This is a genomic window from Azospirillum sp. A26 (assembly GCF_042604635.1).
Lineage (GTDB): Bacteria > Pseudomonadota > Alphaproteobacteria > Azospirillales > Azospirillaceae > Azospirillum > Azospirillum palustre.
Map to the genome: position 1 here is coordinate 1,070,452 of NZ_CP170474.1, position 19,501 is coordinate 1,089,952.

General features: G+C 67.3%; 18 protein-coding genes. 10 read left to right on the forward strand and 8 right to left on the reverse strand.

All coding sequences use genetic code 11. The features are described from left to right. Positions 1 to 5: 5 nt before the first annotated feature. Genes ABNQ39_RS28450 through ABNQ39_RS28470 form a run of 5 tightly spaced genes read left to right on the forward strand, consistent with a single transcriptional unit; the run spans position 6 to position 3,250 of the window. A complete protein-coding gene (locus ABNQ39_RS28450) occupies positions 6 to 581 on the forward strand; it encodes a formate hydrogenlyase complex iron-sulfur subunit (RefSeq protein ID WP_376964856.1) in 576 nt (191 codons plus the stop codon). Continuing rightward, complete coding sequence (locus tag ABNQ39_RS28455) at positions 578 to 1,381, forward strand: NADH-quinone oxidoreductase subunit B family protein (RefSeq protein ID WP_376964858.1); 804 nt, start codon at positions 578 to 580, stop codon at positions 1,379 to 1,381. Before ABNQ39_RS28450 ends, ABNQ39_RS28455 begins: the two co-directional genes overlap by 4 nt. Beyond that, positions 1,378 to 1,845 carry a formate hydrogenlyase maturation HycH family protein gene (locus ABNQ39_RS28460; RefSeq protein ID WP_376964860.1) on the forward strand — a complete coding sequence of 156 codons (468 nt, stop codon included), beginning with the start codon at positions 1,378 to 1,380 and terminating at the stop codon, positions 1,843 to 1,845. The genes ABNQ39_RS28455 and ABNQ39_RS28460 overlap by 4 nt, the downstream gene beginning before the upstream one ends. Next, on the forward strand, positions 1,842 to 2,300 hold the full coding sequence (gene hycI / locus ABNQ39_RS28465) for a hydrogenase maturation peptidase HycI (RefSeq protein WP_376964862.1): 459 nt from the start codon (positions 1,842 to 1,844) through the stop codon (positions 2,298 to 2,300). The genes ABNQ39_RS28460 and hycI overlap by 4 nt, the downstream gene beginning before the upstream one ends. A 41-nt stretch (positions 2,301 to 2,341) precedes the next feature. After that, positions 2,342 to 3,250 (forward strand): formate/nitrite transporter family protein, encoded by a 909-nt coding sequence (locus ABNQ39_RS28470; protein ID WP_376964864.1) that lies wholly within the window; start codon positions 2,342 to 2,344, stop codon positions 3,248 to 3,250. 74 nt (positions 3,251 to 3,324) lie between these two features. On the opposite strand, the gene fdhD (ABNQ39_RS28475) is transcribed toward ABNQ39_RS28470, so the two are convergent. Next, positions 3,325 to 4,107, reverse strand: coding sequence for a formate dehydrogenase accessory sulfurtransferase FdhD (gene fdhD / locus ABNQ39_RS28475; RefSeq protein WP_376964866.1), 783 nt, complete (start codon positions 4,105 to 4,107; stop codon positions 3,325 to 3,327). A gap of 483 nt (positions 4,108 to 4,590) precedes the next feature. Between fdhD (ABNQ39_RS28475) and hypA the strand changes: the two genes are divergently transcribed. Genes hypA through ABNQ39_RS28490 form a run of 3 tightly spaced genes read left to right on the forward strand, consistent with a single transcriptional unit; the run spans position 4,591 to position 5,857 of the window. Continuing rightward, positions 4,591 to 4,932, forward strand: coding sequence for a hydrogenase maturation nickel metallochaperone HypA (gene hypA, locus ABNQ39_RS28480; RefSeq protein ID WP_376964868.1), 342 nt, complete (start codon positions 4,591 to 4,593; stop codon positions 4,930 to 4,932). A 22-nt stretch (positions 4,933 to 4,954) separates the two neighbouring features. After that, the gene (locus ABNQ39_RS28485; RefSeq protein WP_376964870.1) at positions 4,955 to 5,236 is read left to right on the forward strand and encodes a HypC/HybG/HupF family hydrogenase formation chaperone; all 282 of its coding nucleotides are present in this window, start codon (positions 4,955 to 4,957) and stop codon (positions 5,234 to 5,236) included. Between the two features lie 42 nt (positions 5,237 to 5,278). Then, entirely contained in the window at positions 5,279 to 5,857 is a 579-nt protein-coding gene (locus tag ABNQ39_RS28490) for a HupE/UreJ family protein (protein ID WP_376964872.1), read from the forward strand. A gap of 23 nt (positions 5,858 to 5,880) precedes the next feature. Here ABNQ39_RS28490 and fdhD (ABNQ39_RS28495) read toward each other — a convergent pair whose 3' ends face one another. The 4 genes from fdhD (ABNQ39_RS28495) to fdnG all read right to left on the reverse strand — a co-directional run bounded on the left by fdhD (ABNQ39_RS28495) (position 5,881) and on the right by fdnG (position 11,485). Continuing rightward, entirely contained in the window at positions 5,881 to 6,717 is an 837-nt protein-coding gene (gene fdhD, locus ABNQ39_RS28495; RefSeq protein ID WP_376964874.1) for a formate dehydrogenase accessory sulfurtransferase FdhD, read from the reverse strand. Between the two features lie 118 nt (positions 6,718 to 6,835). Then, the gene (locus ABNQ39_RS28500) at positions 6,836 to 7,510 is read right to left on the reverse strand and encodes a formate dehydrogenase subunit gamma (protein ID WP_376964876.1); all 675 of its coding nucleotides are present in this window, start codon (positions 7,508 to 7,510) and stop codon (positions 6,836 to 6,838) included. Further along, on the reverse strand, positions 7,507 to 8,418 hold the full coding sequence (gene fdxH, locus ABNQ39_RS28505) for a formate dehydrogenase subunit beta (protein ID WP_376964878.1): 912 nt from the start codon (positions 8,416 to 8,418) through the stop codon (positions 7,507 to 7,509). The genes ABNQ39_RS28500 and fdxH overlap by 4 nt, the downstream gene beginning before the upstream one ends. A 4-nt stretch (positions 8,419 to 8,422) precedes the next feature. After that, a complete protein-coding gene (gene fdnG / locus ABNQ39_RS28510; protein ID WP_376964880.1) occupies positions 8,423 to 11,485 on the reverse strand; it encodes a formate dehydrogenase-N subunit alpha in 3,063 nt (1,020 codons plus the stop codon). A gap of 253 nt (positions 11,486 to 11,738) precedes the next feature. On the opposite strand from fdnG, the gene ABNQ39_RS28515 reads away from it, so the two are divergent. After that, positions 11,739 to 12,653: a formate dehydrogenase accessory protein FdhE gene (locus ABNQ39_RS28515; protein ID WP_376964882.1), complete on the forward strand. Its 915-nt coding sequence runs from the start codon at positions 11,739 to 11,741 to the stop codon at positions 12,651 to 12,653. 9 nt (positions 12,654 to 12,662) lie between these two features. Here ABNQ39_RS28515 and ABNQ39_RS28520 read toward each other — a convergent pair whose 3' ends face one another. Together ABNQ39_RS28520 and ABNQ39_RS28525 are read right to left on the reverse strand one after the other, a co-directional pair. Continuing rightward, a complete protein-coding gene (locus ABNQ39_RS28520) occupies positions 12,663 to 14,777 on the reverse strand; it encodes a cache domain-containing protein (protein ID WP_376964884.1) in 2,115 nt (704 codons plus the stop codon). After that, on the reverse strand, positions 14,765 to 16,171 hold the full coding sequence (locus ABNQ39_RS28525; protein ID WP_376964886.1) for a sigma-54-dependent transcriptional regulator: 1,407 nt from the start codon (positions 16,169 to 16,171) through the stop codon (positions 14,765 to 14,767). Before ABNQ39_RS28525 ends, ABNQ39_RS28520 begins: the two co-directional genes overlap by 13 nt. 328 nt (positions 16,172 to 16,499) lie before the next feature. Between ABNQ39_RS28525 and ABNQ39_RS28530 the strand changes: the two genes are divergently transcribed. Beyond that, positions 16,500 to 18,203, forward strand: coding sequence for a methyl-accepting chemotaxis protein (locus ABNQ39_RS28530; protein WP_376964888.1), 1,704 nt, complete (start codon positions 16,500 to 16,502; stop codon positions 18,201 to 18,203). Positions 18,204 to 18,496: 293 nt separating this feature from the next. Here the strand turns inward: ABNQ39_RS28530 and ABNQ39_RS28535 are convergent, their stop codons facing one another. Then, positions 18,497 to 19,414 (reverse strand): exonuclease domain-containing protein, encoded by a 918-nt coding sequence (locus tag ABNQ39_RS28535; protein WP_376964890.1) that lies wholly within the window; start codon positions 19,412 to 19,414, stop codon positions 18,497 to 18,499. Positions 19,415 to 19,501 lie beyond the last annotated feature (87 nt).

Sequence of the window (19,501 nt, forward strand, 5' to 3'; positions counted from 1 at the left end):
CGGACATGCTCAAGCTACTCAAGGAAATCTTCCGCACGGGCGAGGCGACGGTCAAATACCCCTTCGCCCCGATGCCGGTCTGCAAGGACTTTCGCGGCAAGCCGGACCATAATGCGGTGGACTGCATCGCCTGCGCAGCCTGCACCGTCGCCTGTCCGGCCAACGCCATCGGGATGGAGACCGACACCGCCGCCGGCAGCCGCACCTGGTCGATCGATTACGGGCGCTGCGTCTTCTGCGGCCGCTGCGAGGAATCCTGCCCGACTGGCGCCATCCGCCTGTCCGACGATTTCGAACTGGCGGTCGGCAGCAAAGCCGACCTGACGCGCAAGGCGGTCTTCACGCTGGCCGACTGCGCCTGCTGCGGCAAGCCCTTCGCCCCGGCCAAGGAGGTCGATTACGTCGCCCGCCTGCTGAGCCAGTCAGCCCGCAGTGCGGAGGAGGCGGACCGGCTGCGGCTGACCGCCTCGACCTGCCCGGCCTGCAAGCGCGCCCAGGATGTCCACCAGATCGCCGGCATGGGAATCGCCCGGCAGATGGAAGCCGGAAAACCGGTCAAGGAACTGGAGACCACGCCATGACCATCCCCGTAGACCCCAAGACCCTGGTGGCGGAGATGTCGCCGGTCTCCACCAGCGAACAGATCGCCACGATGAAGAAGGCGCTGCTGAAGAACATCCAGCGCTCCGCCTACGTCTATCGCGTCGATTGCGGCGGCTGCAACGGCTGCGAGATCGAGATCTTCTCGTCCATCACCCCGGTGTTCGACGCCGAGCGTTTCGGCATCAAGGTGGTGGCCTCTCCCCGCCATGCCGACATCCTGCTGTTCACCGGCGCCGTGACCCGCGCCATGCGGATGCCGGGGCTGCGCGCCTATGAGGCGGCGCCCGATCCGAAGATCGTGGTGTCCTACGGTGCCTGCGGCTGTACCGGCGGCATCTTCCACGACCTCTACTGCGTCTGGGGCGGCACCGACAACATCGTGCCGGTGGACGTCTACATCCCCGGCTGCCCACCGACGCCGGCCGCGACCATCCACGGCTTCGCCGTGGCGCTCGGCCTGCTGGAGCAGAAGCTGAAGGCCGAGACCCATGTCGAGGCAGCCGGCGAGACCGCCACCCTGGCCCATCCCGACATCCCCTATGCGCTGCGGGTCCGGCTGGAACGCGAGGCGCGGCGGATGGCCGGATACCGCCAGGGCGGCGACATCGCCGAGGAGTTCATGGCCCTGCTGGAGGGGCATGCGCACATGCTGGGCTCCTTCACCCTGTCCGAGCGGATGCTGGAGGCCATCGGCGAGGAGCGCGACCCGCGCCGCGCCGAGATCATCGGCCGGCTGGTCGAGGTGGTGCAGCAGGCGATACGGGGAGACGCGCCATGAACACGCCCGTACAGGCCGATCCCGGTTCCATCCCCGGTCTGCGCGCCGACCGCGGCGTTGCGCCGGAGGTGGTGTTCTACCAGCTGAACGCCAAAGTGCTGGAGCGCAAGGAGGATATCCCCGAGGATGCCAAGCAGGTGGTCTATTATTCGCTGGCCATCGGGCATCACATCGGCGTGTTCGACTGCTTTAAGCCGGCCTTCCGCTGCACCACCGCGGTGTTCGACCGCGTTCTCGACGCGCTGAAGGACAGCGAGGAGGCGCACCGCAAGCTGTCGGGCCTGCTGCGCTTCGGCGAGATCACGGTGGACAGCAGCCACATCCGGCCGCTGATGACGGCCGTCGAGGCGGCGCTGCCCACCGCGCCGCCCGATGTTGCCGCGTGGCTCGACTGGCTGCGCACGGCGCTGGACGCCATCCGGCGCGAACCTGCGATCTATCTGATGGGGAGACGGCTGTCATGACCGATGTCGTATTCACGGTTGGCAATGTCCTGCGCGGCGACGACGGTGCCGGCCCGCTGCTGGCCCAGTTGCTCGACGAGCAGCCGGCCCCCGGCTGGATCGTGGTGGATGGCGAGGATGTGCCGGAAAACCACACCCACCACATCCGCGCGCTGGCACCGCACCGGGTGCTGATCGTCGATGCCGCCGAGATGGAGCTGCCGCCGGGCGAGGTCCGCCTGATCGAGCAGGACAGCGTCGCCGAACAGTTCATGGTCACCACCCACGCCATCCCGCTGAACTTCCTGATCGACAGCCTGCGGGAAACCGTGCCGGAGATCCTGTTCCTCGGCATCCAGCCGCAGGACACCAGCTTCTTCGCGCCGGTCACCACCACCGTCCGCAGTTCGGTGGAGGCCGTGCATGACCGGCTGGTCCGCGGTGAGGGATTCGAGGCCTACGAGACGGTGGGCTGATCCGGACATCGAGGCAACTAAAGAAGTGGAGGAAATTCGCCATGGCGGATCCTGCATCGAAAGACACGCCGGTCCTCGGCATGGACGCCTATTCGCCCGCCGAGATCCAGGACAAGGTCGAAAAGCTGGGGGTGAAGAAGGCGACGATGCCCTTCCTGCCCAGCTTCATGCTGGCGGTGGTCGCCGGCGGCGGCATCGGGTTGGGCGGCATGTTCTTCGTCATCGTACTGGCCGATCCCGCTCTGAGCTTCGCCGTCCAGCGCATATTGGGCGGGCTGGTCTTCTCGCTCGGCCTTGCCATCGTCATGGTCGGCGGGGCGGAGCTGTTCACCGGCAACTGCCTGATCGTGATGGCGCGGGCCAACGGCCAGATCAGCACGGCGCAGGTGCTGCGCAATTGGGCGACGATCTGGATCGGCAATGCGGTCGGGGCGATGGGCCTCGTCTTCCTGATCTACCTGTCGCACCACACCGAGATGAACAACGGTACGGTCGGCGCCGCGGTTCTGAAGCTCGCCATCGGCAAGATCGCGCCCGACGCGGTGACGATCTTCTTTAAGGGCATCCTGTGCAACCTGCTGGTCTGCCTCGCGGTTTGGCTCGCCTATGCCGGCCGCACGGTGACCGACAAGATCGTGGCGCTGACCCTGCCGGTCGCCGCCTTCGTCGCCGCCGGCTTCGAGCACTGCATCGCCAACCTGTATTTCCTGCCGCTGGCCTATCTGTTGAAGGTGACGGGCCATGTCCCGGCCGGGCTGGACGTGTCGGCGATCACGGCGGGCGGCATCCTGCACAACCTGCTGTTCGCCACGCTGGGCAACATCGTCGGCGGATCGGTGTTCGTCGGCGGCATCTATTGGCTGATCTACCGCAAGGGTCTGGGCGGCCTGACCCCACTGCCGGCTCAAAAGCCGCTGCCGTCGATGGGACAGCGGGCGGCGACCCACTGAAAAGACCGCGCATGCAAATGAAAAGCCTGCGGGCCGGCGATGAACCGGCCCGCAGGCTTTTCCTTCCCCCCCGATCAGACAGGCATCGCGACCCGTGACGGAACGGCGTAGACGGTGAGGCGGCCTTGGCGCACGAAGGCGACGACCCCCACCCCCACCGTTTCGGCGAAGCCGACGCACAGCGAGGTCGGGGCGGAGATGGCGGCGATCAACGGAATGCCGGCGGCGGCGGTCTTGTGGACCATCTCGAAGGAACAGCGGCTCGACACCACGACAAAGCCGCCGGTCGGGTCGATCCGGTCGCGGGCGAGCGCGCCGATCAGCTTGTCGAGCGCATTGTGCCGGCCGACATCCTCACGCACCGCCACCAGCTCGCCATCGGGGCGGGCAAAGCCGGCGGCATGGACGGCCCCGGTCTCCCGGTTCAGGCTCTGCCCCGCCGGCAACGCCGCCATGGCGCGGATGATCGCGTCCGGTTCGATGCGGGCGGCGGAGCGGACCGGATCGAGCGGCCGCAGGGTTTCGGCAAAGCTGTCGGCGCCGCAACGGCCGCAGCCGGACCCACCCATCAGGTTGCGCTTGCGTCTGAGCAGGGCGGCCAGCCGCTCCACCGGCAGCTGCATGCGGATGCGGACGCCGTCCGTCAGCTCCTCAATGGCGGTGACGACCAGTTCGTCGGCGCTGCCGACGATCCCCTCGCTGAGGGAAAAGCCGGTGGCGAAATCCTCCAGGTCGGTGGGTGTCGCCAGCATGACGGCGAAGAGATCGTCGGCATAGACGAGCCCGACCGGCATTTCGTCGACGATCTTCTCTTCCCGTCGGTCGAAGCCGGAGTCCGTGCGGACAATCGCCTGCACCCGCCGGAGTCCGTGGTGGGAGAGCGGGCTACCCAGGGAAAGTGCGGCGGACGGCGCGGAGGTACAGGTGGTTGCATGTTCCATGGTAGGGCCCAAACCCTGGCGGTGGCGGCAATTGCGGACGGTGAGGTGCGGGCGCCGGCTGGACGGTCCGTCATGGTCTACCGTCGGCGCGGCCCGGTCCCTGGAGCATCGAACCCGGCAGCAAGGTCAGCCAAGCACCCGCTGCCCGATTCTGCACCAAGCCGCCGCAGAACGACATGCGACATTCCGGCTCATGCCAAATATTCGCCAAAGAGATCTGGATAAACATTATCTATTGAACGATAGAAATCCATTATCAAACAGTCTTGTTCTATGAAAACTACCATTGTCCTAATTTATAATTTGCAGCAGTCAAATAGCGGTGATATGCCTTGGAGGTCTTTTGAGCCGATGCCTTTTGCCGCTCGGTACTTCCGGCTCCCATCGTGGAGAAGGACGATGCATGAACTCTCATTGTGCGAACGCCTGATCGACTTGCTGCAGGAGGAATCGCAGCGCCACGTCTTCCATCGGGTCACGCGGATCCGGTTGGCGGTGGGGCGGTTCGCCTGCGTCGATCCGGAGGCCCTTCGCTTCGCCTTCGATGTGGTCAGGCGCGATACGCTGGCCGAAGGAGCGACGGTGGACATTCAACAGCCGCCCGGTTTGGTCTGGTGTGAAGACTGTTCCAGCGAGAGAGAGGTTCCGACGCGCCTCTCCCCCTGCCCGGTCTGCGGCGGACTGCGCCTGTCCCCCCGCGGCGGCGACGAGCTGACGCTGGTCGAATTGGAAGTGGCATGACGGCACGAGAAGGAGCCCGACCATGTGCCTGGGAGTACCGGCCAGAATCATCGCCATCGCCGATACCCAACGGATGCTCGCCGTCGCCGACATCCTGGGTGAAAGGCGGGAAATCAACCTGTCCTGCATCGCCGAACCGGGCGACGACATGACCGGTCAGATCGGCCAATGGGTCCTGGTCCATCTTGGCTTCGCGCTTTCACGCGTCGAGGAAGCCGACGCACGGGTCACCCTCGACCTGCTTCGCCAGGTCGACGAGGCAGAGGCCGGGCGAGGGCACCTGAAGGCCTCCCTGCTCGCCTGATCTGGGCGATATGGCCGGCCGAACCCACAGGAGATTGTTCCGATGAACAGGTTGCTTTCCGCCGGCCTCGCCGGCGTTCTGGCGGCGACGCTGGCTCTACCGGCTGCTGCCCACACCGGCCATGCCGGCGACGCAATGTTCCTTCAGGGGGTGCTCCACCCGCTGACCGGCATCGACCATCTGCTGACCATGGTGGCGGTCGGCATCTGGGCGGCACAGAACGGTGGCCGTGCGATCTGGATGCTGCCGGCCGCCTTCATCGCCATGCTGTCCGGCGGCGCTGCGCTCGGCATGGCGGGGTTCGAACTGCCGGCGGTGGAAGCCGGGATCGCCGCCTCGGTGGCAGTGCTCGGGCTGCTGGTGCTGCTGAACAGGCGGGTGCCGGTCGTCGTCGCCGCGCTCCTGGTCGGCGCCTTCGCCGTTCTGCATGGACATGCTCACGGCACCGAGATGCCGCAGACCACTGAGCCGCTCCTTTATGGGCTGGGCTTCGTTCTGTCCACCGCGACACTACACGGCATCGGCATCGCCATGGGTCTGGCTCGCCACATCCCGCGCAGGCTGCTCGCAGCGCGGATGCTGCGGCAGCCGGATTCGTCAACGTCGTCCAGTCGCGGCTGACGGGATCGGCGGATTCCTGGCCTTCACACGATGAAATGGCCGGGATGGCTGTAGACCACGATGCGCTCGTCACGCGCAAAGCCTGCCAGCGTCAAACCGCACCCCTCCGCCAGCCGCACCGCAAGCGCGGTCGGAGCGGAGATGGCGACGAGGCATCCGATCCCGGCAACCGCCGCCTTCTGGACCATTTCGAAGCTGGCCCGGCTGGATGTCAGGATGAACCCGTCGGTGGGATAGGCTCCGGTGCGCGCCATCCAGCCGATCAGCTTGTCGAGCGCGTTGTGCCGGCCGACATCTTCACGGATCGCCGTGATGGTGCCCGACCGTTCGACCCAGGCGACGCCATGGACCGCGCCCGTCAGGCGGTGCAGGCGCTGGTGCTCGGCGAAGCCGGCAAGCGCGCGGGTTACGGCAGTAACCGGCACGGGTGCGCCGCGCACCACCCTGTCCTTGACACGCGCCACTGCCTCCAGCTTCTCCACCCCGCACAGGCCGCAGCCGGTGCGCGCGGCCATGCTGCGGCGGCGATTCTTCAGGGCCATGAAGCGTTCCAGCGGGATGTCCATATGGACCTCCAGCCCGTCGCAGCCTTCCCTGACGGCGATGTCGAACAGCTCGTCCGGACCGGACAGGATGCCCTCCGACAGGCTGAAGCCCAGTCCCAGATCGTCCAGATTCTCAGGAGAAGCCAGCATCACCGCATGGGAAATGCGGTTGTAGACCAGCGCGACCGGGACCTCCTCGATCACAAGATCGTCGCAGGCCTCCGCCCGCCCCTGCTCCAGCCGCAGGACGGCGGTGCGGTGGACGGTTGGAAAGGCGGTCCCGTCCGAAGGAGCGGTCAGCATGTCGAGCGGCATGTCAGTCTCCTAGAGTATGATCGGTTCAAGCGGAATCGCTTGAAGCGTGAATCACACGGAAAACCAAAAGGTTAGAGCCTGTCTGATGCTTCGATAAACATCAGACAGGCTCTAGGGCTCAGACCTTCTTGCCCGTGGTCTCGCGATACCAACGCGGATGGTGCTTCCTGGCCCAGCCATGGGTAACAACGCCTTCGACCATCGCACGGATCGTGCCCTGAACCCAAAGCGCCGCGTAGACATGCACGATGATCGAGGAGATCAGCACCACCGCGCTCGTCGCATGGACCAGCAGGGCGATGCGGATGACCGGGATCGGAAAGGAAGCGGCGAAATAGGGCCGCCACGCGATGACGCCCGAACCCAGCAATGCTGCCATGCACAGCACCATCACCCAGAACATGCCCTTCTGGCCGCCGTTGTAGCGGCCGATGTCGCCGACCTCGTTGCCCTTCATGACCTCCTTCACCGCGACCATCCAGCGGATGTCCTCGCGGTTCAGCAGGTTGTGGTGCCAGTAGCGGAAGAACTGCCGGCCGAAGGCGACGAACATGACCACACCGACGAAGGGATGGACGATGCGTGCCAGCTCCGGCGTGCCGAACACGCCGGTCAGCCAGAAGAAGGCCGGGTAGAAGAAGGCCAGACCGGAGATCGCCAGCAGCACGAAGCAGACCGCAACGACCCAATGGTTGATCCGCTCGGCGGCGCTGTAGCGCTGGATCAGCTTTTCCCTGGCCGGATTTTCTGCGACCGGATTTTGCGTGGCCAGATTTTCAGCCTTGTCCGTCATGACCGGTCCTCCTCGCGGGTGTCCGCCTTTGCGTCGTCGTTGGCGTCCTGGTGGGCGTCGTCATTGGCCCGGTTGGGACCGACCGTGATGTAGTGGAAGAAGCCGAACAGGCCGGCGGCGGCGATGCCGACCGTCGCCAGCGGCTTCAGGGCACCCTTCCACAGGCCGACCGCCGTGCTGATCGACGGATCGTTGGGCAGGCCGGAATACTGCTCCGGCTTGTCGGCATGGTGCAGCACATACATCGTGTGTGTGCCGCCGACGCCCGGCGGGTCGTAGAGGCCGGCATTCTGGAAACCGCGGCTCTGGAGGTCGGCGATGCGGGTGGCCGCGACCTCCTTCATATCCTCCTTCGAACCGAACTGGATGGCGCCGGTCGGACAGGTCTTGACGCAGGCCGGCTCCAGCCCGACCGCCACGCGGTCGGAGCACATGTTGCACTTGTACGCCTTGCCGTCCTTCGGGCTGAGGCGCGGCACGTTGAACGGGCAGCCGGACACGCAATAGCCGCAGCCGATGCAGTTATCCTGGTTGTAGTCGACGATGCCGTTCTTGTGCTGGACGATGGCGCCCGGCGACGGGCAGGCCTTGAGGCAACCAGGCTCGGCGCAATGCATGCAGCCGTCCTTGCGGATCAGCCACTCCAGCTTGCCGTTCTCCTCCACCTCGGCGAAGCGCATGACGGTCCAGGCCTGCGACGACAGGTCGGTCGGGTTGTCGTAGACGCCGACGCAGGTGCCGACATCGGCGCGCAGTTCGTTCCATTCGGAACAGGCGACCTGACAGGCCTTGCAGCCGATGCAGACCGACACGTCGATGAGCTGGGCGATCTCGGCCGGGTTCCGGGCCTCGGCCGCCGCGGTCGGGCTCGCCGAGCGGCGCTGGATGTCCAGAGATGACGAGGTCATGGCGTTACGCTCCCACGATCTTCTCGACGTTCACGAGGAACGCCTTGTATTCCGGCGTCTGGGTGTTGCAGTCGCCGACGGCCGGCGGCAGGGTGTTGGACAGGTAGCCCTTACGTGCCACCGTCTCCCATCCCCAGTGCAGTGGGATGCCGACCTGATGGATGGTCTTGCCGCTGACCGTCAGCGCCTTGACGCGCTTGGTCACCACCGCCTTCGCCTTGATGAAGCCGCGCCGGGAGCTGACCTTCACGGTGTCGCCGGTGCGGATGCCCTTCTCGGCGGCCAGCGTCTCGCCGATCTCCACGAACTGCTCGGGCTGGGCGATGGCGTTCAGCGCCACGCTCTTGGTCCAGAACTGGAAATGCTCGGTCAGGCGGTAGGTGGTGCCGACATAGGGGAACTGGTCATGGGTGCCGAGCCGCGCCTTGTCGGCGGGGAAGATGCGTACCGCCGGGCTGGTGACCACCTTCGGATGGAGCGGGTTGGTGCCGAGCGGGCTTTCCATCGGCTCGTAATGCTCGGGGAACGGCCCGTCCACCAGCTTGTCGGTGGCGAACAGGCGGCCGACGCCCTCCGGGTTCATGATGAAGGGGTTCATGCCGCTGGAGGGCGCCGCGTCGATCTTGAAGTCCGGCACGTCGGCGCCCGCCCACCGCTCACCGGTCCAGGAGATCAGCGTGCGCTTCGGGTCCCAGGGCTTGCCCGACGGGTCGCAGGAGGCGCGGTTGTAGATGATGCGACGGTTGGCCGGCCAAGCCCATGCCCAGCCCGGCGTGTTGCCGAGACCGGAATCCGAGTTGTCGCGCCGCGCCATCTGGTTGCCCGCCTGGGTCCAGCAGCCGGCGAAGATCCAGCAGGCCGACAGGGTGGAGCCGTCATCCTGCATCAGCGCGAAGCCCGGAAGCTGCTCGCCCTTGCGGGCCAGGAACTTCGTCGAGTCCTTCGGGTCGGGGATGTCGGCGAGCGCCCGGCCGTTCAGTTCCTTCGCCAGTTCCTCCGGCGTCGGTTCCAGCGGGTTCCGATAGGGCCAGGAGAGATTGAGGATCGGCTCCGGCGCCGTGCCGCCATCCCGGCGGTAGAGATCGCGCAGCGCGACGAACAGTTCGGCGATGATCTCCTGGTCGGTCTTGGCCTCGCCCGGCGGATTGGCGCCCTTATGGTGCCATTGCAGCCAGCGCGCCGAACTGACGATGGCGCCATCCTCCTCGGCGAAGCAGGTCGACGGCAGGCGGAACACCTCGGTCTTGATGGCGGCGGTGTCGACGTCGTTGATCTCGCCGTGGTTGCGCCAGAAAGACGCCGTCTCCGTGGCGATCGGGTCGATCACCACCATGTATTTCAGCTTGGAGAAGCAGGCGGCGGTCTTGCGCGCGTCGGGGAAGGAGGTCAACGGGTTGAAGCCCTGGACGATTAGCCCGTTGACCTTGCCGTTGTGCATCAGGTCCATGACCTGCAGCACGTCGTACATCTTGTCCCACTTGGGGATCCAGTCATAGCCCCAGTCATTGTCCCGGGTGGCGTTGTCGCCCCAGAACCATTTCATCAGGCTGACGAAGAATTTCGGCGTGTTGCTCCAGAAATTGAGCTGGCCGGGCTGCTGCGCCTTGGGCGTCGTCCTGGCGAGATAGTCGGCGAGCGTCGGGTGCGCCTTCTCGTTCGGCAGCGTCAGATAGCCGGGCAGGCTGGTGGACAGCAGGCCGAGGTCGGACAGGCCCTGGATGTTGGAATGGCCGCGCAGCGCGTTCACGCCACCGCCGGGCATGCCGATGTTGCCCAGCAGCAGCTGGATCATCGCCATGGTGCGGATGTTCTGGGCGCCGACCGTGTGCTGGGTCCAGCCGAGCGCGTAGAGGATCGTGCCGACCTTGTCTCGCGCCGAGGTTTCGCCCAGATAGCGGCAGACCGTCAGGAAGCCGTCCTTCGGGCTGCCGGTCAGGTCGGCCACCACGTCGGGCGTGTAGCGCGCGTAATGAGCCTTCATCAGGTTCCAAACGCAGCGCGGATGCTGGAGCGTCGGGTCGGTCCGGGCGTTGCCCGCCTCGTCGAACTCGTAGTTCCAGCTCTTGCGGTCGTACTGCCCCTTGGCCGGATCGAAGCCGGAGAACAGGCCGTCCTCGAAGCCGAAGCCTTCGTCGACGATGTAGGAGGCGTTGGTGAACGCCTTCACATACTCCCACTGGATTTTATCGTTGGCGATCAGCCAGTTGATGACGCCGCCCAGGAAGACGATGTCGGAGCCGGCGCGGATCGGGACATACTCGTCGGCCACGGCGGCGGAGCGGTTGAAGCGCGGATCGACCACGACGATCCGGGCGCCCCTCTTCTTCGCCTCGATGGCCCATTTGAAGCCGACGGGGTGCGCCTCGGCCGGGTTGCCGCCCATCACCAGGATGAAGTCGGCGTTGGAGATGTCCACCCAGGTGTTGGTCATCGCCCCGCGCCCGAAGGTCGAGGCCAGCGCCGACACGGTCGGGCCGTGGCAGACGCGGGCCTGCGCGTCGGTGCCGACGATGCCGAGCGAACGCATGAACTTCTGCGTCAGGATGCCGGTCTCGTTCGATGAGGCCGAGGCGGTCAGCATCGCCGTCGACACCCAGCGGTTCACCGTCACGCCCTGGTCGTTCCTGACGACGATGTTGGCGTCGCGGTCGTCCTTCATGTGGCGGGCGATGCGCGCGACCGCCTCATGCCAGGAGATGCGCTTCCACTCGCTGCTGCCGGCCTCGCGCACCTCTGGATATTTGAGGCGGTTCGGGCTGTGGATGAAGTCCAGCAGGCCGGCGCCCTTCGGACAGAGCGAGCCGCGGCTGACGGGATGGTCGGGGTCGCCCTCGATATGGACGATCTCCGCCTTCGCGTTCTTGGCACCGTCGCCCAGGCTGTACATCAGCAGGCCGCAGCCGACCGAACAATAGGTGCAGGTGTTGCGGATCTCCTTGGCGCGGGTCAGCTTGAACTGACGCACCTCGGCCAGTGCGGTGGACGGCAGGAACCCCAGCGCGGCCACGCTGGAGGCCGCGATTCCTCCCGCCGTTCCCTTCATGAATTGCCGACGACTGAGCTGCATGGTTCCTCCCGGATTTGCGCTGTTCTGGGCGCGCCCAAGGCAGGTTCCGTGCCAGTCCGGAAAAACCCTCAATCCCTGTGGTTTTCCGTCATGGCCTTAGCAAGCTTATGGACATTCTGTCCGGATCGGAGGGACAGAATGTCCACATAAGGGTTAGGCCGATTGGCGTTTTCCGTTGTGGAAAGGCGGCTCAAGCGGGTTGTACGGAAATTGCAGCGGGTGGCAGGCGCAACCTTTTGAGAAACGGCCCCCCATGTCCCAGCACCGCCACGCCACTGCTACCGAAGGCTCCACTCCCGTCAGCGGGGCGATGGCCGACGCCATGGCCGCCGCCGGACTGGAGCCCGGCCGGTCGCCGTCCCCCGTGCGTCTGCCGGATGCCGCCATGCTGTTTCAACGCCGGGCCGGGCGCCTTCGCAGCCTCGCCCCTGGTCACCGGCTGTCCTCCTGGCTGGCCTTCGTGGCGCAGTTGAGCGACGCCCAGCATGAGCTGGCCACGGTCCCGACCGCGGTGTCGCCGGAGGCAGGCTGGCTTTCCGACCTCGAACAGCTGCGTCACCGGCTGCGCGGCACGCTCCCGGCGGCGGCGGAGAATGCGCTGGAGGATCTGCCCTGGGGCGACGGGTCGGCGCTGAACGCCTTGGCCGCGCGGCTGCTGACCGGCGAGGCGAACCGTGAGGACATCGGCGGCGCGCCCTTCATCGTCGCCGCCCTTCAGGTCGCCTGGACCCGCCACGCCGGGGGATTGGAGGCTGGTGCGGTCTCCGCCTCGGCGGTGGCCGGCCACTGCCCGGTTTGCGGAAGCGCGCCGGTTGCCGGGGTGATCCACACCGGGAGCCAGATCGGCGGGCTGCGCTATCTCCATTGCGGCCTCTGCCATACGGCGTGGCACCATGTCCGCAGCGCCTGCGTGGCCTGCGGCGAAGGCAACCGGATCGAGCTGCGGCTGATCGAGGCAGGGGAGGATTTCGGCAAAGGATCCAACGATCCGGCGCGTGCCGAAACCTGCGAATCCTGCAACGGCTATCTGAAGCTGTTCCTGATGGAGAAGGCGCCCGGCCTCGACTCGGTGGCCGACGACCTTGCCTCCTTCGCCCTCGACATCCTGGTCGGCGACGAGGGATTCCAGCGGATCGGCGGCAACCCCTTCCTTGCCCAGGCGGGATGAGCGTCGGGTTCACCCGTCGCCGAACAGGACCGATGGGGATGCCGCTTCGCCGGGCCGGCCGGCGAAGCGGGCCTTCCGGCGCAAGGCCACGGTGAAGGTGGTGCGGAGGCCGGGCCGGCTCTCCACGGCGATGTGACCGCCCTGGCGCTGGACGATGGCGAAGCTGATCGACAGGCCCAGCCCCGTCCCCTCGGACTTCTTGGTGGTGAAGAAGGGATCGAAGACGCGGCCGAGACAGTCGGGCGCGATGCCGTGTCCGGTGTCATGGACCGACAGGACGACGCCCGCCTCGCCATCCTCCGGAAAGCGCGTGTCGGCGGTCTCGATGGTCAGCGTGCCGCCGTCCCGCATCGCCTGGACGGCGTTGACCATCAGGTTGACCAGCACCTGCTGCAACTCGCCCCGGCTGATCTCGACCGGCACCGTCGCTGTCAGGCTGGTTTCCACCGCGATGCGGCGGCGCCCCATGGTGTGGCGGGTCAGCAGCAGGCAGTCGAGGACCACGGCGTTGACGTCGACCGGTTCCGCCTGCCCGGCATAGTCGCCCGGCCGGGCGAACTGGAGCAGCTTGGCGATGATGGTCTGGATGCGCCGGGTCTGCTCGTCGATCAGGCGGATCTCGTCCTTCACCGGTGCGGCGGCATCGCCCAGCACCTCGCCCAGCAGGTCGAGGTTGCCCTGGATCACCGCGACGGGGTTGTTGATCTCGTGGGCGACCCCGGCGGTCAACTGGCCGATGGCGGCCAGCTTCTCGCTCAACACCAGCTGGCGGCTGGCCTGCCGGAGGGTGGCATTTGCGCTTTCCAGCTCGGCCGTGCGTTCGGCGACCTTGCGGTCGAGGTCTTCGGCCGACCGCTGCAACTCCAGCCGGCGGGCCGCCAACGAGTCCAGCAGCTGGTCGAAGGCCCGCGACAGCCGCCCGAGCTCATCCCGGCTCCGGCTCGGCCCGGCGCGCGCCGTTTCATCGCCCGCCTCGATGGTGGCGATGACCCGGTTCATCCGTTCGAGCGGCCGGAAAATCGCCTGGGCGAAGCGCAGGTCGGCCAGGGTTCCCAGCGCGGAAACCGCCAGGAACGCCAGGACCAGCCCGGTCATGGCGCGGTACAGCGCGTCCTGCAACGGCGCTTCCAGGAAGCCGACATAGAGCATGCCGATGCGCCGCCCTTCGGTGTCGAGCAGCGGCTCGTAGCCGGAGACATAGGTGTCGTCGACCACGAAGGCGGAGCCCAGCCACACCCTCCCTTCGCCCATCACCCGGCGGTAGACCGCCGCCGACGCCCGCGTGCCGAGCGCACGCTCTCCTTCGAACAGGCGGACATTGGTGGCGATGCGGGTGTCGTCGAGGAACAGGGTTGCGGTGCCCTGGCTGCCGAGCGGCAGCGACGCCTCCTGATAGACGACGGTGTTGATGCGGTCGACGATGGTCTGGCTGCCGTTGAGCAGCATGCCGCCCTCCAGCACGCCGAGAATCTCGCCATCGAGCCCAAAGATCGGCACGGCGGCGTGGATGGTCAGCGCCCGGTCCTCCACGCTGCGAGCGGTGGATGCGGCGTTGCGGGTGGGGACCAGCGGAATGAGGGTGCGGGCCGGCAGGGACGGGTCGATGACGGCGAGATGCTCCGGCTCCAGCACGTCGAGCCCATGGGTGCCGTCGCCCCGCAAGGCCGAGCGTACCACCGTCCAGCCGGACCGGTCAGCCCTTTCCGATCCGGCCCCTTCCGAACCGGCACCAGCCCGCACCCGGCCCTGCGGATCGAGCAGCAGCAGGAAGTCCAGCCCCTGCCGGTGCGCGGTCTCGTCCAGCAGCGCCTCAAGCCTGCCGCCTTCCCGCCGCTCGAGCGCAAGCGCCAAGCGGTGGGAGGCGGCGAGCGCCGCCAGCCCGTCGCCGACCGTGCCCTGCACGCGGTCGAACACCTGCCGGGCGGTGCCGAGATCGGCGCTGACCTTGTTGATCAGCAGCTGGTTGTAGCCCTGGGTGCCCCAGTACCAGACGATCAGCAGCAGGGCGGGCATGCCCAGCAGCAGCGGCGCCAGGACCAGCGCCAGCAGCTTGTGGCGGACCGATCCGGTGAAGGGTGTCAGACGCTCGTCCAGCGCGGCGCGCAGGCGGCTCAGATGCCCCATTCGGCCCACTTCCGGTCGAGCGTCTTGCGCGATACCCCCAGCAGGGCGGCGGCCCGCGCCCGGTTCCCGCCGCAATCGGCCAGCACGGCCAGGATGTGGCGCTTTTCGACCTCGGCCAGCGTCTGCCCGCCGGCTGCGTCGGCGCCTGCCCCCTCCTGGGCGACATGGACCGACAGCCCCAGATCCTCCAGCGGAAACTCGCCGAACAGAAGGGCGCGCTCCACGAGGTTGCGCAGTTCGCGCACGTTGCCCGGCCAGCCATGGGCGATCAGCGCCGCTTCGAGCGGCGGGTCGATGTCCAGCGGCGGAACCCCCAGGCGCAGCGACAGCACCCCCATGAAGCGGCGCGCCAACTCGACCACATCGTCGCCCCGCTCCCGCAGCGGCGGAACGCGCAGGGTCATCACGGCAAGCCGGTAGAACAGGTCGGCCCGGAACCGGCCGGCGGAGACCTCCGCCTTCAAGTCGCGGTTGGTCGCGGCCACGACGCGGACATCCACCGGAAGCTCCTGTTCGCCGCCGACCGGGCGGATGCGGCGTTCCTCCAGAACGCGCAGCAGCTTCGATTGCAGCGCCAGCGGCAGCTCACCGATCTCGTCCAGGAACAGCGTGCCGCCATGGGCATAGTAGAACAGCCCCTTGCGCGCCTCCTTGGCTCCGGTGAAGGCGCCGCGCAGATGGCCGAACAGCTCCGCCTCCACCAGATCGGCCGAGACGGCGGCGCAGTTCAGCGCCACGAAGGGCCGCTCGGCCCTGTGCGAGCGGGTGTGCAGGGCGCGCGCCACCAACTCCTTGCCGACGCCGGATTCCCCTTCGATCAGCACGGTGGATGGCGACGGGGCGACCCGTTCGATGAGCGCCCGCAGGCGCAGGATCGCCGCCGAGCGGCCGACGATCTCATCGGTGGTGCCCCGCCGCTTGGCCAGTTGCCGCCGCAGGACGAAATTCTCGCGCTGGAGCCGGGTGCGCTCCATGCAGCGGGCGATGGCGCTGACGATCTGCTCGACCCGGAACGGCTTCAGGATCAGATCGGCCGCCCCGGCCCGCAACGCCTCGATGGCGGTGTCGATGTCGGCGAAGGCGGTGATCAGGATCACGTCGCCGCCGAAGCCGGCCGCCTGCAACTCCTTCAGCCAGTCGAGGCCCGACTGCCCCGGCAGGGCGATGTCGAGGATGATCAGATCGACACAGTGCCGTTCGAGATGAAGCGCCGCGTCCTCGGCGCTGCCCGTCGTGGTGACGCGCCAGCCGCGCCGCTCCAGGCTGCGCGACAGGAAATTGCGGATGCCTTCCTCGTCATCGACGATCAGCACGGACGGTGCGGACGCCGGCTCCTCCGCCGCGGCCGCGGACGGGATGGCTGTGTCGTCGGGCGGCGGGGAATCGGTTGGCATTCTGGGCTTCAGCGAGGCATCGGGCAGGGGTATGGCCGCGCGATCATAACGAATGTCCCCACTGTTTCCAGTGACAAGCGGCAATCTGCCGCTACTGCCTCCCAGTTGGGTTAACAATTCACTACCGCTTTGATTGCAGCGGCCCTGTCTAAGGCACACGGTTGGCAAGAAAAACCGTTTGTTTGGACACGAACTATTGTCTATCATATTTCAGTCAATGCAATCGCATAGCAATTATCTGGGCCGGGTTGTCCTGCTCCCGTTGCCGCCGGTTGCCTTGGGCAGAAAGCCCCCGATCAACTCCACCGTCCTTGGAAAGACACATCCCATGGCCCTGCACGCCTGGTTTTCCGATCGGAAACTGGTTCACAAGCTGTTCATCCCGGCGGTCCTGCTGCTTGCCGTCATGGGCAGCGTGGTCTGGACGGCCAGATCGGCCCTGGTCGACCTGACCGCCTCCACGAGCCGGGTGACCGATGTGGTGGCCGGGCGGCTGTCGGCGGCACTGACCATCCAATCGGCCATGGGCGATGCGATGGACGCGGAATCCAACGCGCTGGTCGCCGGCACGCGCGAGCGCATCGACGCCGCCTTCGCGAGCTACAAGGACAATATCGGCAAGGCGCTGACCGCCATCGACCGGCTGGCCGCGGCCTACGACGCCCCGGCCGACCGCGAGGCGATCTCCGGGATCAAATCCATCGTCGGCGAGTATGAGCGGGTGTCGCAGAAGGCGGTCGAGCTGGCGCGGGCCTATGACACCGACAGCGCGATCCGCGTGTCGATCGACGTCGGCCGCCCGGTCCGGCAGAAGCTGAACGCGGCCCTGTCGGAGCGGGTGGAGCACAGCCTGGAGGAGACCAAGCGCGCCGAGGACCGGGCGCTGGCGCTGTCCTCCAGCGTGATGACCCGCCTGTACGGTGTCGCCGGTGTCGGGCTGCTGGTCGCCTTCGGCCTGTTCGGCTCCATCATCGTGGCTTTCGTCGTCCGGCCGCTGCACCGGCTGGTCGCCGACATGACCGCCATCGCCGACGGCAATCTCGCGGTCGACATCCAGGGCGCCGGCCGCAAGGACGAGATCGGGCTGCTCGCCCGCGCGCTGCTGGTGTTCAAGAGCAACGGCCTTGCCATGCGCAGCCTGCAGGAGGAGCGCGAGGCGCAGAAGCTGCAGGCGGAACGCGACCGGCAGGCCGGCATGCGGGCGCTGGCCGACCGCTTCGACGCCGATGTGCAGGACGTGGTGCAGGCGGTGGCGACGGCCGCCCGCCATCTGCGCGGCAATGCCGAGACCATGACCGCCATCGCCTCGCAGACGACGGAGCAGGCGGCGACCGTCGCCGCCACCACGGCGCAGTCCTCCGCCAATGTCGCGACCGTCGCCGCGGCGTCGGAACAGTTGGGAAGCTCCATCGGCGAGATCGGCCGGCAGGTCAACGCCGCCGCCGCCATCGCCCGCAACGCAGTGCAGGAAGGCGAGCGGACCAACGCGCTGGTCGCCCGGCTGGTCGAGGCCGCCCAGCGGATCGGCGACGTCGTCAGCCTGATCCAGAACATCGCGAGCCAGACCAACCTTCTCGCGCTGAACGCCACCATCGAGGCGGCGCGGGCGGGAGAGGCCGGCAAGGGCTTCGCCGTCGTGGCGCAGGAGGTCAAGGCGCTCGCCACCCAGACCGCCCAGGCGACCGAGGAGATCGGCAGCCAGATCGCCGAAATCCAGACGGTGACAGACGGCACGGTGACGGCGATCCAGACCATCGGCCGCACCATCGACGACGTCGATTCCATCGCCGGCGCCATCGCCGCGGCGGTGGAGCAGCAGACCGCCGCCACCCAGGAGATCGGCCGCAACATCCAGCAGGCGGCCCAGGGAACCCAGCTGGTGACCGGCAACATCGCCGAGGTCAGCAGCTCCGCCGGGCAGGTCGGACAGGCGGCCTCGGAGGTGCTGGGTGCCGCCGACAGCCTGTCGCACGATTCCGAGCGGCTGCGCGAGCGGATCCAGGCCTTCATCGGAGAGGTCCGCGCGGCCTGACGCGTCCAGTCGCATCGGGGCCGGCCGCATCGGGGCCGGATGGAACGAATGGAACGCTATGGAACGGTTTTCCGGCCCTGTTCCATTGTTCCATCCGCCGCCCCTGCGACCGCATGGGAGCAGGTTTTGGCGCGATAAGCGGCGCCGGCACTCGATTGTTTCGGAAACGAGCCGGGTGGACCGCCGCCACCGCGCCATGCCGTTCCTCCGGTGGGTGAAACACTGGGGGGCACCCAGTTCTATCACCGCCGCCGGCCGGCGCTAAGCACGCGATGAAAAAAGCCGGGCGGGCGTCAGGCCCGCCTGCGGGCGCCGGACGCCGCGACCATGGCGAAGAACTGCCCCTCGTCGATGGTGTCGGGCTTGCCGTACTTGGCGCGCCGGGCGGCGGCGGTGTCCAGCTTGGTGGCGCCGGGGGCATGGCCGACGACGAGATAGTCGGTGTCCTTGCGGACGCTGTGATGCCAGTGTCCGCCCAGCGCCTGGATACGGGCCATCACCGCCTCGCGCGACAGGCCGGTCAGCTCGCCGGTGACGGCGAAGGCATAACCGGCGATGCCGTGCGTGATGGAAACGGCCGGTTGCAGGACCAGCGGCGGCGGGTCGATCTGGTTCGTCGGCGCCAGATGGGGAATCGCCAGCATCTCCGCACTGCCGAGGATCATCTTCTGGAACAGGCGGCTGGTGATCTCGGCATCGACGAAGGCGCCGTGGAAGCGCGCCCGGATCCCGACATCGATGCCGAACAGCGTCGCCACCGCATCGAGCGACGCACGCCCGGCCATCTGCGCCCTGGCATGCTGCATGGTGCAGACCGATTGACCCGCCATCCAGCGAATGCCGCAGAGTTCGAACTCATGCCGCAGGAACTCGATGTCGAAGCCGACATTGTGGCCGACCAGCACCGCGTCCTCCAGGAAGCCGAGGATGTCCCGGGCGACGCTGCGGAAGGGATCCTGGTGGCGAAGCAGATGGTCCGGCAGCCCGTGCACCCTCAGCGCATGCGGGTTCGACTTGCGCCCCGGATTGAAGATGAGGCTGAGACTGCGGCCGGTCGGGACCGCATCCGCCAGTTCGATGGCGGCGAAGCTGACCATGCGGTCGCCGCCGGCCGTCGACAGCCCGGTGGTCTCGCAGTCGATGACGACGAAACGGCGGGAAGACGGCCGGCTCCGGCCGGGCTTCGCCCCTGCCGAGGGATCGGTAGGCACTGTATCGCTCGAAAGGCTCATCGACTCTCGCCCTGGGGGCTGGCCCGCCCCGTTGCACCACGCAATCAAGGGATAATGGCAGGGTCG